Genomic DNA, 21,069 nt, shown 5'->3' on the forward strand with positions numbered 1-21,069 from the left:
TTATAGCACAAAACATTATGGTTAAATAGATATATAAAATCCTATATTTTAAGGAGCAATGAATTTAAATACATATTTTTTAGTAAATATGTATATGTAATCGTAACCACGAAATTTCAAGAATAATATAAAAAATACTCTATAAAATAAATAATTATCTATTTTATAGAGCTATGTTTTTTATATACTTATTAACTGTTTTAGTAATTTCTATTGAGGTAACAAAACAAATCTTAATATAAATAATAAGGATAGTATATACATTATAGGATGTATTTGTTTTTGTTTTCCTGTTCCTAATTTAATTACTGTGTAGAATATAATTCCTGCTGCTATTCCATTAGCAATGCTGTATGTAAAAGGCATCATTGCCATTGTGAAGAATGCTGGAAGAGCTTCTGTAAAGTCTTCAAAATCAATTTCTTTTACAGCTCCAACCATAAGTATTCCAACTATTATTAGTGCAGGTGCAGTTGCTTCTGATGGAACAATTCCTACGATTCCACCAAAGAATAGTGATAATGCAAATAATATTCCTACAACTACATTTGTAAGTCCTGTTCTTCCCCCTTCAGCAATTCCAGCAGTAGATTCTACAACTGTTGCCATAGTAGGAGTTCCCATCATAGAACTTATAGTTGTTGCTACAGCATCTGATAATAATGCTTTTCTCATATTTTTAACTTTTCCATCAGGTTGAATCATATCAGCTTTGTGAGCTGTTCCAACTAATGTTCCAATAGTATCAAATAAATCAACTAAACTAAATGTTAAAATTACCATTACTATACTTGTTAAAGCTCCAACAAATCCTGAACCACCGTGATGTAATAATCCTTTAAAGTCAAATGCGAAAAATGTAGCTCCGAATTTAGGTACTGAGAAAAATTTAAGTCCTGAAATTTTTGTAATTCCCATTGGTATTCCTATTATTGTTGTTAAAATAATTGAAATTAACATTCCACCTCTTACATTACGAGCCATTAAAATTGCCATTACTATTATGCCAATTACAGTGAGTACAGTACTTTTACTAGTTAAATCGCCAAACTTAACTAATGTTCCTGGATCTGAAACTACAATATGTCCACTTTTTAATCCTATAAGAGATACAAATAATCCTATACCACCTGTTATTGCAAGTTTTAAATTTTGAGGTAATGCCTCAACGATTTTTTCTCTTATGGATGTTACAGTTATTATTATAAATAAAATTCCTGATATGAATACAGCAGTTAATGCTTGTTGCCAAGTATATCCTAGTGTTAAACAAACACTATATGTAAAGAATGCTGTAAGTCCCATTCCTGGTGCTAATGCAAATGGAAGATTTGCATACAATGCCATAATAAGAGTTCCTATACAGGATGCTATACACATTCCTGCAAAAGCAGAGCTTATAACAGGGTCATTTAAAACCGTAAGAGATGCTGCTGCATCGCCTTTAACCCCTAATGAATTCATTCCAGAAAATTTTAGCATATTAGGTATAACTAAAAGTGCATATGCCATTGTTATAAATGCTGTAAGTCCTGCTAAAATTTCTGTTCTAACACTTGTACCATTTTCGGATAACTTGAAATATTTGTCTAAAAAGCTTTCTTTCAAATTATCCTTTCTTTTCTTTGAGTTCTCCATGTAATTCCTCCCGTAAATTTTTAAAGTCATTTTAATATTGATTTCTCTTAAACTATTAAAATATAATAAATTCACTGAAAATTTATCATATTTATTAAAAGCAAAGAAATCAATTAATAAGATTAATAAAAAAATTCTAGTAATGAATAAGTAAATCCATTACTAGAATTTCAAAAGTAATTATACATAGATTTACTCATAGCAGGAATATTTAAGGTATTCCCGTAGAAACAACCGAACCATATTATCGGATTTATATGAGTTATTTAATAACGTATTTAATTTTTAACTATAGTAACACCTTTTTTTTCATAAGTCAACTTTAGTTTACAAAAATTTTAAAAATAAAATAAGCAATAAGCCTTAAAAATTTGCTATTTTCTAAGACTCATTGCTTATTTTTATACTATATTAATTTTATGTTTTCTTATTTAAAGTATCTAACGCCAGCTTCAAATAATTTTTGGTCCTTTTCTCCTAAAATATTTTTGTAAACATTATTGCCTATTCTCTCTGAGTGTCCCATTTTTCCAAGTATTCTTCCATCAGGACTTGTTATTCCTTCAACTGCATAAACAGAACCATTTGGATTAAATTCTATATCATAAGTAGGATTTCCATTAAAGTCCACATATTGTGTAGCAATTTGACCATTTTGCATTAATCTTCGTGCAACCTCATCACTACAAGCAAATCTTCCTTCTCCATGTGATACGGCAATGCTATGAATGTCTCCTAGATTTACATTGTTAAACCACGGTGACTTATTTGAAACTATTTTAGTTTCTACCATTTTCGACATATGTCTTCCTATACTATTGTACGTTAATGTTGGTGAGTTCTCATCTAAATCTCTAATTTCTCCATATGGAAGAAGTCCTAGTTTTATAAGCACTTGGAAACCGTTGCATATTCCAAGGATTAATCCATCTCTTTTGTTTAGAAGTTCCATAACAGCTTCTTTAACTTTAGGATTTCTAAATACAGCTTGTATAAATTTACCTGAACCATCTGGTTCATCTCCTGCACTAAATCCTCCTGGAAGCATTACTATTTGTGATTTATTTATATTTTCAACCATAGCATCTACAGACTCTTCAACATCTTTAGGAGTTAAATTTCTAAATACATTAAGATTTGTCATAGCTCCTGCTCTTTCAAAAGCTTTTTTAAGATCATACTCACAGTTTGTTCCAGGGAACACTGGAATATATACATTTGGTTTTGGAATTTTTATTGATGGAGATAGTATGCTTTTATTATCGTATAATTTTAATGGTATTTTTTTATCTATAGCTTCCACTTTTGTAGGAAATACCTTTTCAAGTGGGTTTTCCCATACCTTTATAAGTTCATCTATCTCTATTTCTTCATCTCCAATTTTTATTAAAGATGCTCCTTGAGTAAATCCAATTAAAGTGTAGTTTACATCTTTAAATTCCTCTTTAAGCTTAACTTTGTTATCTATTTCTAAAATTATAGAACCATAATCTTCATTTAATAATTCTTCATATTTTACATTTTGAGAAAAATTTATTCCAATTTTATTACCAAAAGTCATTTTAGATACAGCTTCTATAATTCCTCCATTTGTAACTGTATGTGATGCATAAACCATACCTTCATTTATAAGTTTATGAACAACTTCATAATTCTTTTTAAGTTCTTCAAAGTTAGGTATATTATACTTATCTTTTGGTGTTTTTATTAATACAACTCTAGAGCCTTTTTTCTTAAATTCAGGTGATATAACTTTATCTGTATTTACTGTATCTACTGCAAATGAAACAAGTGTTGGAGGTACATTTATATCTTTAAAAGTACCTGACATACTATCTTTTCCGCCAATTGCAGGTATTTTTAATTCCTTTTGAACTAAAAATGCTCCAAGCAATGCTGCAAATGGTTTTCCCCATTTAGCTGAATCCTGTCCTAACTTTTCAAAGTATTCTTGGAATGTTAGTCTAATATTTTTATAATTTCCTCCTGCTGCTACAACCTTTGTTACAGATTCTATGACAGCATACATTGCTCCATGGAATGGACTCCATTTTCCTATTTTAGGATTGTATCCATAAGCCATAATTGTTCCTGTTTTTGTTTCTCCATTTAAAACTGGAACTTTAAAGCACATTGATTCTATTGGAGATTTATAATACTTTCCACCATAAGGCATAAATACTGTACCTGCACCTATGGAACTATCAAACTTCTCCATAAGTCCCCTTTGGCTACAAACATTTAAATCTTTTAGAGTTTCTATCCATTTTGTTTTTATATTTTCGCATTTTTTCTCTTTAAAGTATCCATGAGAATCAGGATTTTTAACTACTATATCTATTCTTTGTTTAACACCATTTGTATCTAAGAAATCTCTACTTATGTCTACAATGTTTTTTCCTCTCCAAGACATTGTAAGTCTATTATTTGAAGTAACCTTTGCAACTTCAATGGCTTCTAAGTTTTCTTCTTGTGCTAGTTTTATAAATTTTTCTGCATCTTTATTTTTAACTAAAACTGCCATTCTTTCCTGTGACTCTGATATTGCAAGTTCTGTGCCATCTAAGCCTTCATATTTTTTAGAAACCAAATCTAAATTTATTAAAAGTCCATCACTTAGTTCTCCTATGGCAACTGATACTCCACCTGCTCCAAAGTCATTACATTTTTTTATAAGTTTACTTGCCTTTGGATTTCTAAATAATCTTTGCAATTTTCTTTCTGTAGGAGGATTTCCCTTTTGTACTTCTGCACCACAAGTTAAAATAGAGTTTTCATCATGTTCTTTTGATGAACCTGTTGCACCACCACAGCCGTCTCTTCCTGTTCTTCCTCCAACAAGTATTATAGAATCTCCTTCTACTGGTTTTTCTCTACGAACATTTTCTTTAGGCGTTGCCCCAAGCACAGCACCAATTTCCATTCTCTTTGCTACAAAGTCTTCATCATATACTTCTTTTACATATCCTGTTGCAAGTCCAATTTGATTTCCGTAAGAACTATATCCATTGGCAGCTTTTATTGTTATTTGTCTTTGTGGAAGTTTTCCATTTAACGTTTCACTTATTTTCTTTCTTGGATCTGCACTTCCTGTAATTCTCATAGCTCCATATACATAACTTCTTCCTGAAAGGGGATCACGAATTGCACCTCCAAGACAAGTTGCAGCACCACCAAAAGGCTCTATTTCTGTTGGATGGTTATGTGTCTCATTTTTAAACATTATAAGATATTTTTCATCTTTTCCATCTACATCAACATCACACTCTATACTACAAGCATTGATTTCATCTGAAACTTCAAGATCATCAAGAAGTCCTTCTTTTCTAAGCTCCTTCATGCCAATTACTGCAAGATCCATTAATGAAATATCTTTTTCTCTATTTTCGTATACATATTTTCTAGAATTTAAGTATTTATCATAAGCCTTTTTAATTGGAAGTATATATTCTCCCTCTTCAAATTTTACATCTTCTATTTTTGTTTCAAATGTTGTATGTCTACAATGATCTGACCAATAAGTATCTATTACTTTTATTTCTGTTATTGTTGGATTTCTTTTTTCTGTATTTTTAAAGTATTCTCTGCAAAACTTTAAGTCTTCAAAACTCATTGCAAGACCTTGTGTTTTCCAAAAGCATTTAAGTTCTTCTTCATTTTTGTCTATAAATCCATGTAACACTTCTACGTCTTTTGGTTTTTCCCATTCCATATTAATAGTAATAGGTTTCTTTAGTGATGTTTCTCTTGAATCTACGCTGTTTATATAATATTCTTTTATTCTATTTATTTCATCTTCACTTACATTTCCATTAATTATAATAACCTTTGCACATTTTACTATTGGTTTCTCATTTTGAGTTAATATTTGTATACATTGTGCTGCTGAATCTGCCCTTTGATCATATTGTCCTGGGAGATATTCCACTGCAAATATTTTATCATCATTCTTTACTTCCATATCTTCATCATATACAAAATCAACTACAGGTTCTGCAAATATAATTTTTTTAGCTTCATCATACTCTTTATCTGATATTCCAGATACATCGTATCTATTTAAAATTCTTAAATTATCTATATTTTTTATATTTAAATTTTCTTTTATTTCTTTAAGTAATCCCTCTGCCTCAACATTAAATGTAGGTTTCTTTTCAACAAATATTCTTTTAACTTTTTTATTTCCTATATCATGTCTATAATACATACCTTCAAAATCTATTTTTTCTATATCTTTATACGCTTTTTTCTTAGCATCATTTAATGTTTTTCCAAAAGCAACTACATTTAATACTCTACCGCCATTTGTTAAAAGTTTTCCATTTTCTTCTTTAGCACCTGCTATAAATACTTTAGAATCGCTCTTTTCTAAACCTTTTATTTCAAATCCCTTTTCATAGCTTCCTGGATATCCCTTTGAAACTGCTGTAACACAGCAAACATGTCCATCTTTCCATTTAATTTCATAATCACAAAGCTTCCTGTCAATTGCCTTTAACATTAGCTCTGTATAGTCGCTTTCCATTAAAGTTAAAACTCCTTGGGTTTCTGGATCACCCATTCGTACATTATACTCTAATAGATAAACTCCATTTTTAGTTATCATAATTCCAAAGAATATAGTACCTGTGTAGTCCATATTCTCTTTTTTTATTCCTTCTAAAGTAGGCTTTAAAATTTCTTCATTAAATTCATTTAAAACCTCATCTGTACAATAAAAATTAGGAACTATAACTCCCATACCACCTGTATTTGGTCCTTTATCACCATCAAATATTTGCTTATGATCTTTACTTGATATAAATGGAATTATAGTTTCTCCATCTGTAACAGATAAAATAGATGCCTCTACACCTTCTAAAAATTCCTCAATTACTACCTTTAGTCCAGCACCTTTAAAAATATCATGAAGCATAAAATCTTCTAAGGCTTTTTTTGCTTCATCTCTAGTTTTACATATAACAACACCTTTTCCTGCTGCAAGTCCATCAGCCTTTATAACTGTTGGATAATTACAAGTTTCTAAATATTCAGTGGCACTTTTAATGTCTTCAAAAACTTCATACTGTGCTGTTTTAACTCCGTACTTCTTCATAAACTCCTTTGAAAAACTTTTACTTCCTTCAAGCTTTGCAGCCTCTTTGCTTGGTCCAAAAATTTTCAAATCACTTTCTTTAAACTTATCTACTATCCCTTCTACTAAAGGAGCTTCAGGACCTACTATAGTAAGATCTATGTTTTCCTTTTTTGCAAAATTTAAAAGGGAATCTATCCCCTCTAAACTTATGTTTTCACATTTATCTTCCTTTGCCGTTCCACCATTTCCTGGTGCACAATATATTTTATCTACTAAAGCACTTTGTGATACTTTCCAAACTATAGCATGTTCTCTTCCACCAGAACCAATTACTAAAACTTTCACCACAAACTCCCCCTGCTCTTTTTAAAATTTAGTGTTTAAAATGTCTAATTCCTGTAAATACCATAGATATGTCATTTTCATTACAAGCTTTTATAGAATCTTTATCTCTTATAGAGCCACCTGGTTGAATTATAGCTTTGATTCCATGTTTTGCAGCAGTTTTTACAACATCATCAAATGGGAAAAATGCATCTGAGGCAAGAACTGTTGCTCCCTCTCCCCTTTCTAGGGCTTCCTCTGCTGCCCATATTCTATTAACCTGTCCTCCACCAATTCCAACTGCTACACAACCTTTTGATACTACAATTGCATTAGATTTTGTATATTTGCAAACTTTCATGGCAAAAGTTAATTCCTTTAATTCCTCTTCTGTTGGTTTTTTATCTGTTACTACTTCCATTTTCTCTGCAAATAATTTATCTTCACTTTGAACTAAAATAGCACCATCAACTTTAGCTATGTTAAAGTTATCTTCTGGCTTTGTGTTGCATTTAATTACTCTTAAATTCTTTTTAGTTTTTAATACTTCAAGTGCATCTGAATCAAAATCAGGAGCGATGACGATTTCTAGGAATATTTTCACCATTTCCTCAGCAGTTTTCTTATCAACTTTTCTGTTAAATGCCACTATTCCGCCAAATATTGAAACAGGATCACAAGAATAAGCTTTTAAATATGCATCATGAACATTTTCCCCAAGAGCAACTCCACAAGGTGTATTGTGTTTAAGTCCACAACAAGCTATATCATCAAATTCCCATACAACCTTCCAAGCTATATCCATATCTTTAATATTATTATAAGACAATTGTTTTCCGTTTAAAATTTCAATATTATTCATTATTCCTTTTCCATTATTTGCAGTGTAACATGCGGCACTTTGATGTGAGTTTTCACCGTATCTTAAATCCATTGATTTTGTGTATGATAAAGCTAGGTTTTCTGGATATTCTGTATCTTCTAAAAGGAAATTACTAATTGCTGCATCATAAGATGCCATTAAATTGAATACTTTTCCTGCAAGTCTTTTTCTTGTATCATAGTTAACTTCGTTATTTTTCTCTATTTGATCCATTACATCGCTATAATCTTTTGTATCTGTAAGAACTACAACATCCTTAAAATTTTTGGCAGCAGCTCTAATCATAGTAGGGCCACCAATATCAATGAATTCTATTTTTTCTTGAAATTCTAAATCTTCTTTTACTTTTTCAAAGAAAGGATAAAGATTAACTACAACCATATCTATAGGCTTAATACCTTTATTTTCAATAATACTCATATGTTCTTTGTTATCTCTTATAGCAAGTATACCTCCATGTATAGCTGGATGAAGGGTCTTTACTCTGCCATCTAATATCTCATCAAATCCAGTAACTTCATTAACTTCTGTAACTGGAATATTATTTTCTTTAAGATGTTTATATGTACCTCCAGTTGATATTATCTCTACCCCTTTGTTTACTAAAAACTTTGCAAAATCAACTATACCTTCTTTATTAAAAACACTTATTAACGCTCTTTTTAGCATTTTGAATTCCTCCTAGATTAGATAATTTAATTAACACCTGCTTTAATAATCACTTTTCTATTATGAATTTTTACTTTTCCATTAGCTATTAGTCCTATAGCTTCTGGAAGTGCCTTGTGTTCCTCTACTAACACCCTTTTTTGAAGTGTTTCTGGTGTGTCATCATCTTCTACATTCACAGTTTTTTGTATTATTATGCTTCCTGTGTCAGTTCCTTCATCTACAAAATGAACAGTACATCCTGTGACTTTAACCCCATATTCTAAAGCCTTTTCATGTACTTTTATTCCATACATTCCTTTTCCGCAAAAGGATGGAATTAATGAAGGATGAATATTTATGATTTGATTTTTAAATTTTTTTAGTATATCTCCTTTTATAATAGAAAGATATCCAGCAAGAACTATTAAATCAACTTTTCCATCTAATACTTCTAGTATCTTTTCAGATAAAGTATCCTTATATATTTTTCTATCAAATACAAAAGTCTTTATATTGTGTTTCTTTGCCCTGTCTATTCCAAAAGCTCCCTCTTTATCACTAATAACATATTCAATACTACAGTTTAACTTCTTACTTTCAATATTATCTATTATTGATTGAAGATTACTTCCGCCCCCTGATATTAAAACTGCTATTTTAAGCATACGCCATGTCCTCCAGCTTCTACATGCCCTATTTTGTAAGCTTTGCTTCCCATCTTTTCTATATACCTTATTATATTTTCTGCGTCTTCCTCTTTAACACATAAAACGTATCCAATACCCATATTAAATGTGTTATACATATGTTCTTCCTCTACCCCAAGTGACATTATATGATTAAATATTTCTGGCACTTTAAAACTTCCCTTATTTATAACGGCTGTAAAATCACCTTTAAACATTCTTGGAATATTTTCATAAAAACCGCCCCCAGTTATATGAGCCATTCCATGTATATTGTATTTTTTTATTAATTCTAAAACTGTTTTTACATATATCTTTGTAGGAGTTAATAGTACATTTCCTATTTTTTCTCCATTGAAATCTTCATTAAAATCTTTAATAAGCTTTCTAACTAAGGAATATCCGTTACTATGAATTCCTGTAGATTCTATACCAATTAAAACGTCTCCATTTTCTATTTTGCTTCCATCTATTATTTCATCTTTTTCAACTACTCCAACACAAAAACCTGCAACATCATATTCCCCTTCTTTATAAAAGCCAGGCATCTCAGCTGTTTCTCCTCCAATTAGAGAACATCCCGCATCTATACAACCATCACTTACTCCACGAACAAGATCTGCTGCATTTTCAGCTTCTAACTTTCCACAAGCTATATAATCTAAAAAGAATAATGGTTTTGCACCGTGGCATAATATATCATTAACACACATAGCTACACAATCAATACCTACTGTGTCGTATTTTTTCATATCAAATGCTATTTTAAGTTTAGTTCCAACACCATCTGTTCCTGAAACTAAAACTGGAGTTTTGTAACCTGAAAGTTCAAACATTCCTGCAAAACTTCCTAAATCATTAATTACTCCTTTAGTAAATGTTTTTGCTGCATAATTTTTCATAAGTGAAACAGCTTTGTAACCTTCCTCTATATTTACTCCTGCATCTTTATAAGTAGCCATTTTAGTACCTACCTTTCTACTGGATATTGTCCATTAAAGCATCCTAAACAAAATTCATCTTTTCCATCTTTAAGCACTTTCAAAAGTCCCTCTATACTTAAATATCCAAGACTATCTGCTCCTATTTCCTTGCATATTTCATCAACAGACATATTTGCTCCTATTAAATCCTTTTTATATGGAGTTGCAATTCCAAAGTAACATGGATCTGTAACAACTGGAGATGACAATCTAAAGTGAATTTCTTTAGCTCCTGCTCTTTTTAAAACTTCAACTAGTCTTCTACTTGTTGTTCCTCTTACTATAGAATCATCAATTAATACAACTCTTTTTCCTTCTACATTAACTTTAAGAGGACTTAATTTTACTGAAACTGCCCTTTCTCTTAAATCTTGAGATGGTGCTATAAATGTTCTTCCTACATATTTATTTTTAACAAGTCCAATTCCATATGGAATACCTGATGCTTTAGCATATCCAACAGCTGCTGGTATTCCTGAATCTGGTACACCAATTACAATATCAGCATCAGCTGGAGCTTCTTTAAATAATTGTTCACCTGCTGCCACTCTTGAGTTATAAACCTCAATTCCATCCATTTTACTGTCAGGTCTTGCGAAATATATATATTCAAAAGCACAAGTTTTGTGTTTTATATTTTCCTCAAATTTAAAAGATCTAAGTCCATTTTCATCTACTATTACCATTTCTCCAGGTTCTACATCACGAATAAACTCTGCACCTATACAATTAAGGGCACAACTTTCAGAACAAATTACATAATCATCTTCCATTTTTCCTATACATAATGGTCTTATACCATTTGGATCCCTAACTCCTATAAGTTTGTCCTTTGTTAAAATTACAATTCCATAAGAACCTTTAACTTCTTTCATAGCGTCTTTTATAGATTCTTCTATATCACTTTTTAGGCTTCTTGCAATAAGATTTAAAATCACTTCAGAATCTATTGAAGTTTGAAACAAAACTCCTTTTTCTTCTAATTCCTGTTTTATTTTTTCTGCATTAATTAAAGTACCATTATGAGCTATTGCAATTGATCCTAGTTTAAAGCTACTTAAGAGAGGTTGTGCATTTGAAATTGTACTTTCCCCAAAAGTAGAATATCTAACATGACCAATGGCCATTTTGCCTTTCATGTTATTTATTATTTCTTCATTAAAGACATCACTAACTAACCCCATATCTTTTATACAAGTAAGTTTTTCTCCATCTGATACTACTATTCCCGCACTTTCCTCACCTCTATGTTGAAGTGCATAAAGTCCATAATATGTTACACTTGCTACATTTAATTTTGATTTAGAATATATACCAAACACTCCACATTCATCTTTAAACTTATCTATTTCGATTTTATTCATATGGCCCTCCGTAAATTTTATTTAGCATTAGATATTCTATTTAATATTTCAATATAAGCTTCTTCAACATTTCCCATATCTCTTCTAAATCTATCTTTATCTAATTTTTCATTAGTAGTCGCATCCCAGAATCTACATGTATCTGGTGATATTTCATCTGCTAAGATAATTTTACCATTAAATCGACCAAATTCTAATTTAAAATCAATTAACTTTATATTTTGTTTTAAGAAAAATTCCTTTAAAATGTTATTTACATTTGATGTAATGTTATATATTTCTTTTAATTCGTCAAAAGTAGCAAGTCCTAAAGCTACTGCATGATAATCATTTATAAGTGGATCTCCAAGTTCATCATTTTTATAACAAATTTCAAATATTGTTGTGTTTAACTCTTTTCCTTCTGAAACTCCAAGTCTTTTTGCCATACTTCCTGCTGCAACATTTCTAACTATTACTTCAAGAGGTACTATCTCTACCTTTTTACAAAGTTGTTCTCTTTCATTTAATTTTTTTTCAAAATGAGTTTCTATTCCTTTTTCATGAAGCATCTCAAATATTGCAGATGTTATATTGTTATTTAAAATTCCTTTATGATCAATTTGAGATTTTTTAGCCCCATTAAATGCTGTTGCATCATCTTTATAATAAATAATTACATGATCCTTATCCTCAGCTTCATAAACTTTTTTTGCCTTTCCTTCATATAACATTTTCTTTTCCATTTTAAAGTTCTACCCCCTTAGAATTTTCTTTTATAAATTTTTCTTTCATATTCTTTCTATAGTTTTTTAATTTTTCTCTTAATTCTGGATATTTTAAAGCTAAAATTTCTATAACAAGCATACCTGCATTGAAACTATTATTTAAACCAACTGTAGCAACAGGTATAGGTTTTGGCATTTGCACCATAGATAAAAGTGAATCAAGACCAGATACTGCTGCCTCTATTGGTACCCCTATAACTGGTAGTATAGTTTGAGATGCAATGACACCTGGAAGATGTGCTGCAAGCCCTGCCCCTGCAATTATACATTCATAATCTTCTTTTTCTAATTTCTTTACAACCTTTGATAATTCTTCTGGAATTCTATGCGCTGACAGAATGTATGAATTATATTCTATTCCAAACTCTTTTAATATTTGTGCAGCACCTTTCATTTTAGCTATATCTGATTTACTACCAAAAATAATTGCTACTTTCAAGAATAGCCCCCCTTTTGATTATATAATAATTATATGAACTATTTTTTTATTTTAGTAATTATTGTTCGTATTTGTTTACCATAATTTTACCACTTCATCTTTTGTAAGTCAATACATTTACATATATTCTAATGCAATTATTCGTTTTTAGCGAAATTTTACACGAAATTCAAAAGGCATAGTTCGTAATGATGCGAACTATGCCTCTATTTTATATTTTTATTAACTTTTATAATACTTCATCTACTTTTTGTACTTCAAAAATTTCCTTTTTACGTTTTTCATCAAAGAATTTTTTTGTTTCGGCAACTATTACTCCACTTAATCCTATTAAAGCAATAAGATTTGGTATTGCCATTAATCCATTTACTATGTCTGCTATTATCCATATTAAATCTAGTCCTATAAATGATCCCATAGCAACTAATACAATATAAACTATTTTATATGGTTTTATTGCCTTAACTCCTGCTAAATAAACCATACATCTTTCTCCATAATAATTCCATCCAAGTATAGTTGTAAAAGCAAAGAATATAAGTCCTATAGCAACTATTATTTTTCCTAAGTAAGGAACGGGAATTCCTATGTTAAAAGCATGCGTTGTCATTGCTGCACCTTCAAAGTCTGAACTCCAAGCACCTGTTACTATAAGCACTATACCAGTCATTGTACATATTAATATTGTATCAAAGAAAGTACCAGTCATTGATATTAAACCTTGACGTACACAAGATTTAGTTTTTGCTGCCGCTGCTGCAATTGGCGCACTTCCTAAACCAGACTCATTAGAGAATACTCCTCTTGCTATACCACTTTGAATAGTTTTCATAACAGTTGTTCCTAAAAATCCACCTAAAGCTGCTGTTGGAGTAAATGCACTTTTAATTATTAATTTTATGGCACTTGGTAAAGCATTTATATTAAAAACTAAAATAAGTAAAGCACCTATTATATAGAATACGGCCATAAAAGGAACTACTTTTTCAGCTACAGATGCAATATTTTTAATTCCTCCAATAGTTACAAGCGCAACTAGTGCTGTTATTACTATTGCTGTTATTATTATTGGTATATTAAAAGTTACTTTGGCAACTTGTGATATGGCTTTTACTTGTGCAAATGTTCCAATACCAAAGAACGCAACCCCAATACCAAATACAGCAAATATTTTTGCAAGCCATTTAATTCCTAAACCATTTTCTATGTAATACATTGGTCCCCCAGCCATTTGACCATTTTCATCTACAGTTCTATATTTTACTGCAAGTAATCCTTCTGCATATTTAGTAGCCATACCAAAAAATGCAGCTATCCACATCCAGAATATAGCTCCTGGTCCTCCAGCTTTTATAGCTGTTGTAACTCCAACTATATTACCTGTACCTATAGTTGCAGATAAAGCTGTACACAAAGCTGCAAAACTAGATACATCGCCTTCTTCTTCAAGTTCATCATCTTTTCCAAAAACATATTTTAGTGCCAATGGTAATTTAAAGATTTGTAAAATCCCAAGTCTTACTGTTAAATAAATACCTGTACCAACTAATAAAATTAGCAGTGGTGGACCCCACAACCAAGAATCAATTTTGTTAAAAATTTGTGATAATAATGACATGTTATCATCCTCCTATGATTTGTTTATTTTACGGAGGAGAATACGAATTATTTTTTTGTACTATAAATAAAATAATCCTATCCTCTGTCCTTTTACCTGAGAGTTTCAATAACTAAAATTTAGCTATCTTTCTCCTTCGGTGTCCATTAATGGATCTCTCCAGAGGCTCGTCCAATAACGGTCATCCCCTATAAACATAGTTACCTGAAAGATTGACCTCTTCGGTGGATGGAATCCCATCTCTCTCCCGCTATCTTCATCCGAACACTTCTTTATTTTACTGTTTCATTATATTAAACTTTTTTTAATAATACAATGGTAATTTTATAAATAATGACAAAAATATAGCCTGCACACACAATTTCGTTTTTTAATTAATCATATAAATTATATAATTTTATATAAAAAACCATATTATTATTTATTAAATTTTGCAACTTTATTCATTATTTCAAGTCTATCAACCATCTTCCATGCACCATAAATTACAATTGCATGAATAGGAAACATAATGGCTTCTTTTACAAGTCTTGTAACAAATAAAACTTTTACTGCTTTTCCAGTTAAAATTTGAAGCCATATTGTATTCATAGTTAAGTTTACAAGAACAGTTATTATTCCTACAGCTAAAAGTACTCTTTTTACTGATACTTTTTTATTGTAAAAGAACACTCCATATATTACTGCCCCTACAAAAGCACTTAGAGTAAACCCTGGAAAATAGGCTCCCTTAGGAAATATCATCATCCCTAATACATCAGATGTTGCTCCCACAATTCCAGCAAGAAGTGGTCCAAACATCATCCCTGACATAGCAACTGGAATAAACCCAAATCCAATTCTTATTATAGGTGTTTGTATAGATAAAAATCTAGTAAACACAATCTCTAGTGTAATCATAAATGCCATATAAATCATAACATTTACCTTTTTCATTTTCTCTCCTCCTCTCTTTTTCACAATATGCCAAAAAGAGAGGATAACCCCTATCTCTTTTATGGCAGCGGAATGCGATATATGCACCGCAAATGAAATAAATTCATTTTTCGTTCAATGGACAACTTCCCGTTCCAATGACACTTAACGCACAAATACCTACTCTGCCTTTTATTAATTTTTATAATTTATTTAATGCATATTATACTTTATAATACACATTATTACAAGCATTAAATTTCGTTATAATACGAACTATATTAGTATTTTCCATAATATTCTTCTGTTTTTTTGTTCTTTTATACTTAAAATGGCACTATTTAAATTTTATAATTTTAAATAATGCCATATTGGTATTCTTATATTTAATATTTAATTGTTTTTTATTCCTCTTATTTTTCTTACTGCTATTACTATAGGTAATGCTACTATTATTGAAAGTCCAGCAGAATTAAATCCATTTAAAACTAACATAAGCATAGTTTTACTTGCTGCTGCAGTTGATATGTGAAGCGCCTGTGCATACTGCTTTAAATACAATGCATACATTAATCCCATTACTCCTAATGTATTAGTAAATGAACCTACTGCTGCTGCAATTCCTATTCTTACTTTATCATGTCTTATTTTTAAATATTTATATACTAAATAAGGTGTTACCCCTATTAAAATTCTTGGTAAAATTGATACTATAGGATTTAAAAATATAAATGATACTGGTGTTGGTGTATTAATAGCACGAAACATACTAAATGCTCCAAAAAGTAATCCAAGCATTCCCCCAACTACAGGCCCTTCAATTAATGAACCTACTATTACAGGTATATGCATTATAGTTAAATTTACCGGTGGAACTGGTATAAACCCAAGTCCAGTGGCTCCTAATACCATAACTATAGCAAACAATGCGCCTACTGTAGTTATTTCCCTTGTTGTAAATTTTCTTTTTGTTAAAATTTTTTCTGACATTTTAATACCCTCCCATTCTTATTCCATTAAATTGGATATAAGTTGTTTAGTTGTTAAGCTTTTAACTTGAAAATTCTTAATTTATTAAGTTTGGTTTCATAAAAATACCAACTATGTTCATTATACAATATTTTCATTGGAGTTCAAGGTTTTTTTTATGAAATATTAGCAAAAAATTGTTAATATTTTAACTATACGTTTTTTTATGTGTGTTTTATACTTATTTTTTTATTTTATTAATATTTTTAACTAAATAAATAAATTATTCTACATTATATGTACCTGTTTAAATATACAATATATTTTGAATAAATAAAAATTTATTCAAAAAACCTGTTGACAAACTACATGGTAGTTCTTATAATAATATACAAATCAAAAACCTGTTAAAATCTTCAAGACATTGACGGAGAGAAAAATACTATATTTTAATTACAGAGAACCAACATTTGCTGAGAGTTGGATATTAAACTAGTATATAATACTCACTCCTGAGTTGCCAATCTGAATTTATTTTAGTAAGATTGGACGGTTGTCACCGATATATGACTAAAGTTTAAGTATTAACTAAGTATTAAAGTGTTTATTACTTATTAAGTCATATACTTTAACTTTAATAGAGGCATTTTTTTTAATGTAAACTAGGGTGGTACCACGAATATTGGCTTTCGTCCCTATGAAGTATTTCATAGGGACGAAAGCTTTTTTTATTAAAAATGCTAATTTTAATGTAGATCAAGTTTTTATTTATTATATTTTTTTAAGGGGGCATTAATATGGATAAAAAGAAAAGGGATATACTTATTGTTGGAACAGCATTGTTTGCTATGTTCTTTGGAGCTGGTAACTTAATATTTCCTCCATCATTGGGGCTGATGGCAGGAAAGGATTGGATCACATGTGGAATAGGATTTTTTATAACTGCTATAGGTATGCCATTAATAACTATAATTGCGGTTTGCAAGGCTGGTGGAACTATAGATGATATAGGAAATAAAGTAGGTCCGAAATTTAGTAAAATTATATCTACAGTAATTATTTTAGCTATTGGACCACTATTTGCAATACCAAGAACTGCAGCTACAACTTTTGAAACTGGGATTAAACCTTCACTACCTGGAATAAGTCCAATTATTGTATCTATAGTATTCTTTGCAATTACTTTATTCTTTGTAATTAATCCATCTGAAATTATAGATAAAATTGCAAAAATTCTAACTCCTTTACTTTTAATCATAATGTTCATATTGATTATAAAAGGAATTATATCTCCACTTGGAAAACCTGTAACTGAAATGACAACTAGTCCTTTTCCTAAGGGCTTTACTGAAGGATATCAAACTATGGATGCATTAGCTTCATTACTGTTTGCAGCAGTAATTATAAACTCTTTAAAAAGCAAAGGATATACTTCTAAAAATGACCAAATATCAATGACTATAAAGGCTGGAATAGTATCCTCTGTATGTCTTGCCGTTATATATGGTGGACTTATGTATCTTGGAGCATCAACTAACTCAATATTCCCAATAGATAAACCTAAGGGAGATTTGTTAATAGCTATTACTTATATGTCTCTTGGTTCTTTCGGTAAAATAGCTCTAGGCTTAGTTGTATCATTAGCTTGTCTTACTACTTCTATTGGACTTACAGCAACTGTTGGTAACTACTTTAATGAACTTAGTAATAATAAAATAAGCTATAGAGCAGTAGTTATAATAACTGTAATATTTAGTACAATAGTTTCAAATGTAGGACTTGATAAACTTATAGCTTTTACTCTACCTGTACTTGTAACCATGTATCCCGTTGCAATTGTACTTGTTCTTATGAGTCTTATAGGAAAAATCATTCCTGATAACGCTTATGTTGGAGCAATATTTACTACATTTATAGTTAGCTTGTATGACGGACTTAAAATGGCAGGAGCTAATGTAGATTTTATAGGAAATATAATAATGCAAATTCCTCTTGCTAAACAAGGATTTTCTTGGATAATACCATCTATTATAGGAGGCATAGTATCTACATTATTATTAAGCAGACGTAAAAATTGTAGCAAACTAATAACTGATGAAGAATAATATAAACATATAATATACAAAAAGAGTATCAGGAAAATCCCGATACTCTTTTTTAATTAAATAAATTATTAATTATCTAAATCCTAATAGTGTACCTATTTGGAATATTAAAACTGCTGCAACCCAACCAATTACAAATGTATAGACTGCTGCAAATATTGTCCATTTAGTAGAATTTGTTTCTCTTTTTATTGTTGCAATTGCTGCTCCACAAGGAGTATATAATAAGTTCATAACCATAAATGCAAATGCTGTTAATGGAGTAAATACTGTTTGAATTGCTGTAACTACCTTGTCTCCTTCTTCAACTCCAGCATAAACTGTTCCTAAAGTTGCAACCACTGCTTCTTTTGCAGTTATACCTGTAAATAATCCAACTGCTGCTTGCCAAGTACCAAATCCTGCTGGTTTGAAAATTGGTGCAATTGCTGAACCTATTTTTCCAAGTAAACTTGCTTCACTATTTGGTTCTACTCCAAATGGTAATATTCCAAGTACCCAAAGTAATGTTACAACTGCAAATATAATAGTTCCTGCTCTCTTTAAAAATCCACCAACCTTATCCCACATATTCATTAGTACATTTTTTAATGATGGCATTCTATATGGTGGAAGTTCCATTATAAAATAAGATGCTTCCCCTTTGAATAAAGTCTTACTAAATATTTTACCCATAATTAAGGCCACTATAATTCCTATTGCATATAATAAAAACAACATTGCTCCACCATGTTTTGGGAAAAAGGCTGCTATAAATAACATATATATTGGAAGTCTTGCACCACAAGATACAAATGGATTTATAAGTATTGCAATCATTCTATCTTTCTTACTTTCAAGAGTTCTTGTTGCCATAATTCCTGGTACATTACAGCCTGAACCTATTATCATAGATACAAATGTTTTACCATGTAGTCCTATCATTCTCATAATTCTGTCCATAACATAAGCTGCTCTTGCCATATACCCACTATCTTCTAATATACCCATTAACAAATATAATACCATTATAAGTGGAAGAAAAGACACAACACTACCAACACCTGCAAATATACCATCTTGAACAAAACTTACAAGTATTTCTTTAGCACCTGCATTTGTCATAAGTTCTGCAACTTTTTCTCCTACTATTCCTATTAACTCTTCTGTCTTATCTTGAAGAGTAGCTCCAACCACAAAAGTTAATTGATACATAACAAACATTATAAGTGCAAATATAGGAAGTCCAAAGATTTTATCAGTTACTATCTTGTCTATTTTATCTGATGTAGTTTCATTAAAGGAACTTCCTTTTTTAACTCCCTTACTAACAACTTCACCTATAAAATTATATCTTTTATCTACTATAGCCATTTCAGAATCTTGACCTAGTTTGATAGATATACTCTCCATGCTATCATTCAGAAACTTAGAGAAATCATTCCAATTACTATTTTTATTTAAACTATTTATTATAAATTCATCTTGCTCTAATAATTTTATAGCAATCCAATCGCTTGGATAATCTATATTCTTAAAATATTCTTGTACTAAGTTTTCTATATTTGTTATTTCTCCATCAATTTCGCTACCAAATTGGAACTTTTTATTATTAAAACTGTTTTTAACATTAGCTACAGCTTCTTTTAAAAGTTCTTGAACTCCCCTTTTCTTTACAGCAACTGTAGATATAACAGGAACTTTTAACTCTTTAGATAAAGTATTAACATCAATTTTTATATTTTTACTCTCAGCTTCATCCATCATGTTTAATGCTATAACTACATTGGCTCCCATTTCTAAAAGTTGTGTTGTAAGATATAGATTTCTCTCTATATTAGATGCATCAACTACATTTACTACAACATCTGGTTTTTCTTTTAAAATATAATCCCTAGCAACTCTTTCATCCTCTGAATAAGCTCCCAGACTATATGTACCTGGTAAGTCTATTATTGTATAAACTTCATTATTAACCTTAACTTTTCCCTCTTTTTTTTCTACAGTAACACCAGGCCAGTTTCCTATGTGTTGTTTCGATCCCGTTATGGCATTAAAAAGCGTACTTTTCCCACAATTGGGATTACCAATTAAAGCAATAGTGCTCATTTAAAAACCCCCTCCATTTTATTTAATAATGACACTCATTATCATTGCATTGTTAAAAATAATTACTCATAGCTTAAACTTGATGGTTCTAACATTATTCTATGAGCAATCTTTCTTTCAACTGCTATTCTATTTCCTCCTAAAGCAACAATCAAAGGTCCCAAATCATTTTTTACAACTTTCAATATGGCGCCTTTGTTAAGTCCCATGGAAGATAATCTTTGAAATAAAGTATTATCAACTTTTAATTCTTCTACTATACCACTTTCTCCCTCAACGAAAAAATTCAAAGGTAAAATATTCATATACTCTATTCCCCCTTTAACCTACCATAATGTCTACAGCTTCTTTACCTCTTAAAGTAAGCTTGTATCCTCTTACTAAAATTTCAATAGGATCTCCAAGTGGTGCCTTACCTGTAACCATAACTTCTACTCCTGGAATTATTCCCATATCCATAAGTCTTCTTTTAAATGGACTTTCTTTTAATATACTAACTACTTTGCCCTTTGAACCAACGGGCATATTCTTTAATGTATTATTCATACCTACTCCCCCTCTA

15 protein-coding genes, 3 riboswitches and 1 other annotated feature are annotated in these 21,069 nt (G+C 30.3%); of the genes, 1 reads left to right on the top strand and 14 read right to left on the bottom strand.

The window, feature by feature from the left end:
* Positions 1 to 210: 210 nt before the first annotated feature.
* The 11 genes from NT01CX_RS07605 to NT01CX_RS07655 all read right to left on the bottom strand — a co-directional run bounded on the left by NT01CX_RS07605 (position 211) and on the right by NT01CX_RS07655 (position 16,335).
* Positions 211 to 1,638 carry an NCS2 family permease gene (locus NT01CX_RS07605; RefSeq protein ID WP_011722484.1) on the bottom strand — a complete coding sequence of 476 codons (1,428 nt, stop codon included), beginning with the start codon at positions 1,636 to 1,638 and terminating at the stop codon, positions 211 to 213.
* 179 nt (positions 1,639 to 1,817) lie between these two features.
* A riboswitch (purine riboswitch) is annotated at positions 1,818 to 1,919 on the bottom strand.
* 146 nt (positions 1,920 to 2,065) lie between these two features.
* The gene (locus tag NT01CX_RS07610) at positions 2,066 to 7,060 is read right to left on the bottom strand and encodes a phosphoribosylformylglycinamidine synthase (protein ID WP_011722485.1); all 4,995 of its coding nucleotides are present in this window, start codon (positions 7,058 to 7,060) and stop codon (positions 2,066 to 2,068) included.
* Positions 7,061 to 7,088: 28 nt separating this feature from the next.
* Entirely contained in the window at positions 7,089 to 8,591 is a 1,503-nt protein-coding gene (gene purH, locus NT01CX_RS07615; RefSeq protein WP_011722486.1) for a bifunctional phosphoribosylaminoimidazolecarboxamide formyltransferase/IMP cyclohydrolase, read from the bottom strand.
* 26 nt (positions 8,592 to 8,617) lie between these two features.
* Positions 8,618 to 9,238: a phosphoribosylglycinamide formyltransferase gene (gene purN, locus NT01CX_RS07620; RefSeq protein WP_011722487.1), complete on the bottom strand. Its 621-nt coding sequence runs from the start codon at positions 9,236 to 9,238 to the stop codon at positions 8,618 to 8,620.
* Positions 9,226 to 10,221 (bottom strand): phosphoribosylformylglycinamidine cyclo-ligase, encoded by a 996-nt coding sequence (gene purM, locus NT01CX_RS07625; protein ID WP_011722488.1) that lies wholly within the window; start codon positions 10,219 to 10,221, stop codon positions 9,226 to 9,228. Before purM ends, purN begins: the two co-directional genes overlap by 13 nt.
* Positions 10,222 to 10,229: 8 nt before the next feature.
* The gene (gene purF / locus NT01CX_RS07630) at positions 10,230 to 11,606 is read right to left on the bottom strand and encodes an amidophosphoribosyltransferase (protein ID WP_011722489.1); all 1,377 of its coding nucleotides are present in this window, start codon (positions 11,604 to 11,606) and stop codon (positions 10,230 to 10,232) included.
* Positions 11,607 to 11,623: 17 nt separating this feature from the next.
* Complete coding sequence (purC, locus tag NT01CX_RS07635) at positions 11,624 to 12,331, bottom strand: phosphoribosylaminoimidazolesuccinocarboxamide synthase (protein WP_011722490.1); 708 nt, start codon at positions 12,329 to 12,331, stop codon at positions 11,624 to 11,626.
* Between the two features lies 1 nt (position 12,332).
* Complete coding sequence (gene purE, locus NT01CX_RS07640) at positions 12,333 to 12,812, bottom strand: 5-(carboxyamino)imidazole ribonucleotide mutase (RefSeq protein ID WP_011722491.1); 480 nt, start codon at positions 12,810 to 12,812, stop codon at positions 12,333 to 12,335.
* A gap of 229 nt (positions 12,813 to 13,041) precedes the next feature.
* Positions 13,042 to 14,430 (bottom strand): alanine/glycine:cation symporter family protein, encoded by a 1,389-nt coding sequence (locus NT01CX_RS07645; protein WP_011722492.1) that lies wholly within the window; start codon positions 14,428 to 14,430, stop codon positions 13,042 to 13,044.
* Positions 14,431 to 14,504: 74 nt separating this feature from the next.
* Positions 14,505 to 14,603: riboswitch (glycine riboswitch) on the bottom strand.
* A 244-nt stretch (positions 14,604 to 14,847) separates the two neighbouring features.
* Entirely contained in the window at positions 14,848 to 15,366 is a 519-nt protein-coding gene (locus NT01CX_RS07650; protein WP_011722493.1) for a folate family ECF transporter S component, read from the bottom strand.
* Between the two features lie 63 nt (positions 15,367 to 15,429).
* Positions 15,430 to 15,535: riboswitch (THF riboswitch) on the bottom strand.
* A gap of 203 nt (positions 15,536 to 15,738) precedes the next feature.
* Positions 15,739 to 16,335 (bottom strand): ECF transporter S component, encoded by a 597-nt coding sequence (locus tag NT01CX_RS07655; RefSeq protein WP_011722494.1) that lies wholly within the window; start codon positions 16,333 to 16,335, stop codon positions 15,739 to 15,741.
* A gap of 394 nt (positions 16,336 to 16,729) precedes the next feature.
* Positions 16,730 to 17,014: a binding site (T-box leader), on the top strand.
* A gap of 97 nt (positions 17,015 to 17,111) precedes the next feature.
* On the opposite strand from NT01CX_RS07655, the gene brnQ reads away from it, so the two are divergent.
* Positions 17,112 to 18,419 (top strand): branched-chain amino acid transport system II carrier protein, encoded by a 1,308-nt coding sequence (brnQ, locus tag NT01CX_RS07660; RefSeq protein ID WP_011722495.1) that lies wholly within the window; start codon positions 17,112 to 17,114, stop codon positions 18,417 to 18,419.
* Positions 18,420 to 18,491: 72 nt separating this feature from the next.
* On the opposite strand, the gene feoB is transcribed toward brnQ, so the two are convergent.
* The 3 genes from feoB to NT01CX_RS07675 form a co-directional block, all read right to left on the bottom strand.
* Entirely contained in the window at positions 18,492 to 20,507 is a 2,016-nt protein-coding gene (gene feoB / locus NT01CX_RS07665) for a ferrous iron transport protein B (protein WP_011722496.1), read from the bottom strand.
* A 62-nt stretch (positions 20,508 to 20,569) separates the two neighbouring features.
* On the bottom strand, positions 20,570 to 20,812 hold the full coding sequence (locus NT01CX_RS07670; RefSeq protein ID WP_011722497.1) for a FeoA family protein: 243 nt from the start codon (positions 20,810 to 20,812) through the stop codon (positions 20,570 to 20,572).
* A gap of 16 nt (positions 20,813 to 20,828) precedes the next feature.
* Positions 20,829 to 21,053, bottom strand: a complete 225-nt coding sequence (locus tag NT01CX_RS07675) for a FeoA family protein (RefSeq protein ID WP_011722498.1) — start codon at positions 21,051 to 21,053, stop codon at positions 20,829 to 20,831.
* Positions 21,054 to 21,069: the final 16 nt, after the last annotated feature.

This window comes from Clostridium novyi NT (assembly GCF_000014125.1).
Lineage (GTDB): Bacteria > Bacillota > Clostridia > Clostridiales > Clostridiaceae > Clostridium_H > Clostridium_H novyi.

Excerpts from the sequence above, each read along its gene's own strand:
- NT01CX_RS07605 (WP_011722484.1), bottom strand. The coding sequence starts at position 1,638 with ATGGAGAACTCAAAGAAAAGAAAGGATAATTTGAAAGAAAGCTTTTTA.
- purH (WP_011722486.1), bottom strand. The coding sequence starts at position 8,591 with ATGCTAAAAAGAGCGTTAATAAGTGTTTTTAATAAAGAAGGTATAGTT.
- purN (WP_011722487.1), bottom strand. The coding sequence starts at position 9,238 with ATGCTTAAAATAGCAGTTTTAATATCAGGGGGCGGAAGTAATCTTCAA.
- purM (WP_011722488.1), bottom strand. The coding sequence starts at position 10,221 with ATGGCTACTTATAAAGATGCAGGAGTAAATATAGAGGAAGGTTACAAA.
- purF (WP_011722489.1), bottom strand. The coding sequence starts at position 11,606 with ATGAATAAAATCGAAATAGATAAGTTTAAAGATGAATGTGGAGTGTTT.
- purC (WP_011722490.1), bottom strand. The coding sequence starts at position 12,331 with ATGGAAAAGAAAATGTTATATGAAGGAAAGGCAAAAAAAGTTTATGAA.
- NT01CX_RS07645 (WP_011722492.1), bottom strand. The coding sequence starts at position 14,430 with ATGTCATTATTATCACAAATTTTTAACAAAATTGATTCTTGGTTGTGG.
- NT01CX_RS07650 (WP_011722493.1), bottom strand. The coding sequence starts at position 15,366 with ATGAAAAAGGTAAATGTTATGATTTATATGGCATTTATGATTACACTA.
- NT01CX_RS07655 (WP_011722494.1), bottom strand. The coding sequence starts at position 16,335 with ATGTCAGAAAAAATTTTAACAAAAAGAAAATTTACAACAAGGGAAATA.
- brnQ (WP_011722495.1), top strand. The coding sequence starts at position 17,112 with ATGGATAAAAAGAAAAGGGATATACTTATTGTTGGAACAGCATTGTTT.
- feoB (WP_011722496.1), bottom strand. The coding sequence starts at position 20,507 with ATGAGCACTATTGCTTTAATTGGTAATCCCAATTGTGGGAAAAGTACG.
- NT01CX_RS07670 (WP_011722497.1), bottom strand. The coding sequence starts at position 20,812 with ATGAATATTTTACCTTTGAATTTTTTCGTTGAGGGAGAAAGTGGTATA.
- NT01CX_RS07675 (WP_011722498.1), bottom strand. The coding sequence starts at position 21,053 with ATGAATAATACATTAAAGAATATGCCCGTTGGTTCAAAGGGCAAAGTA.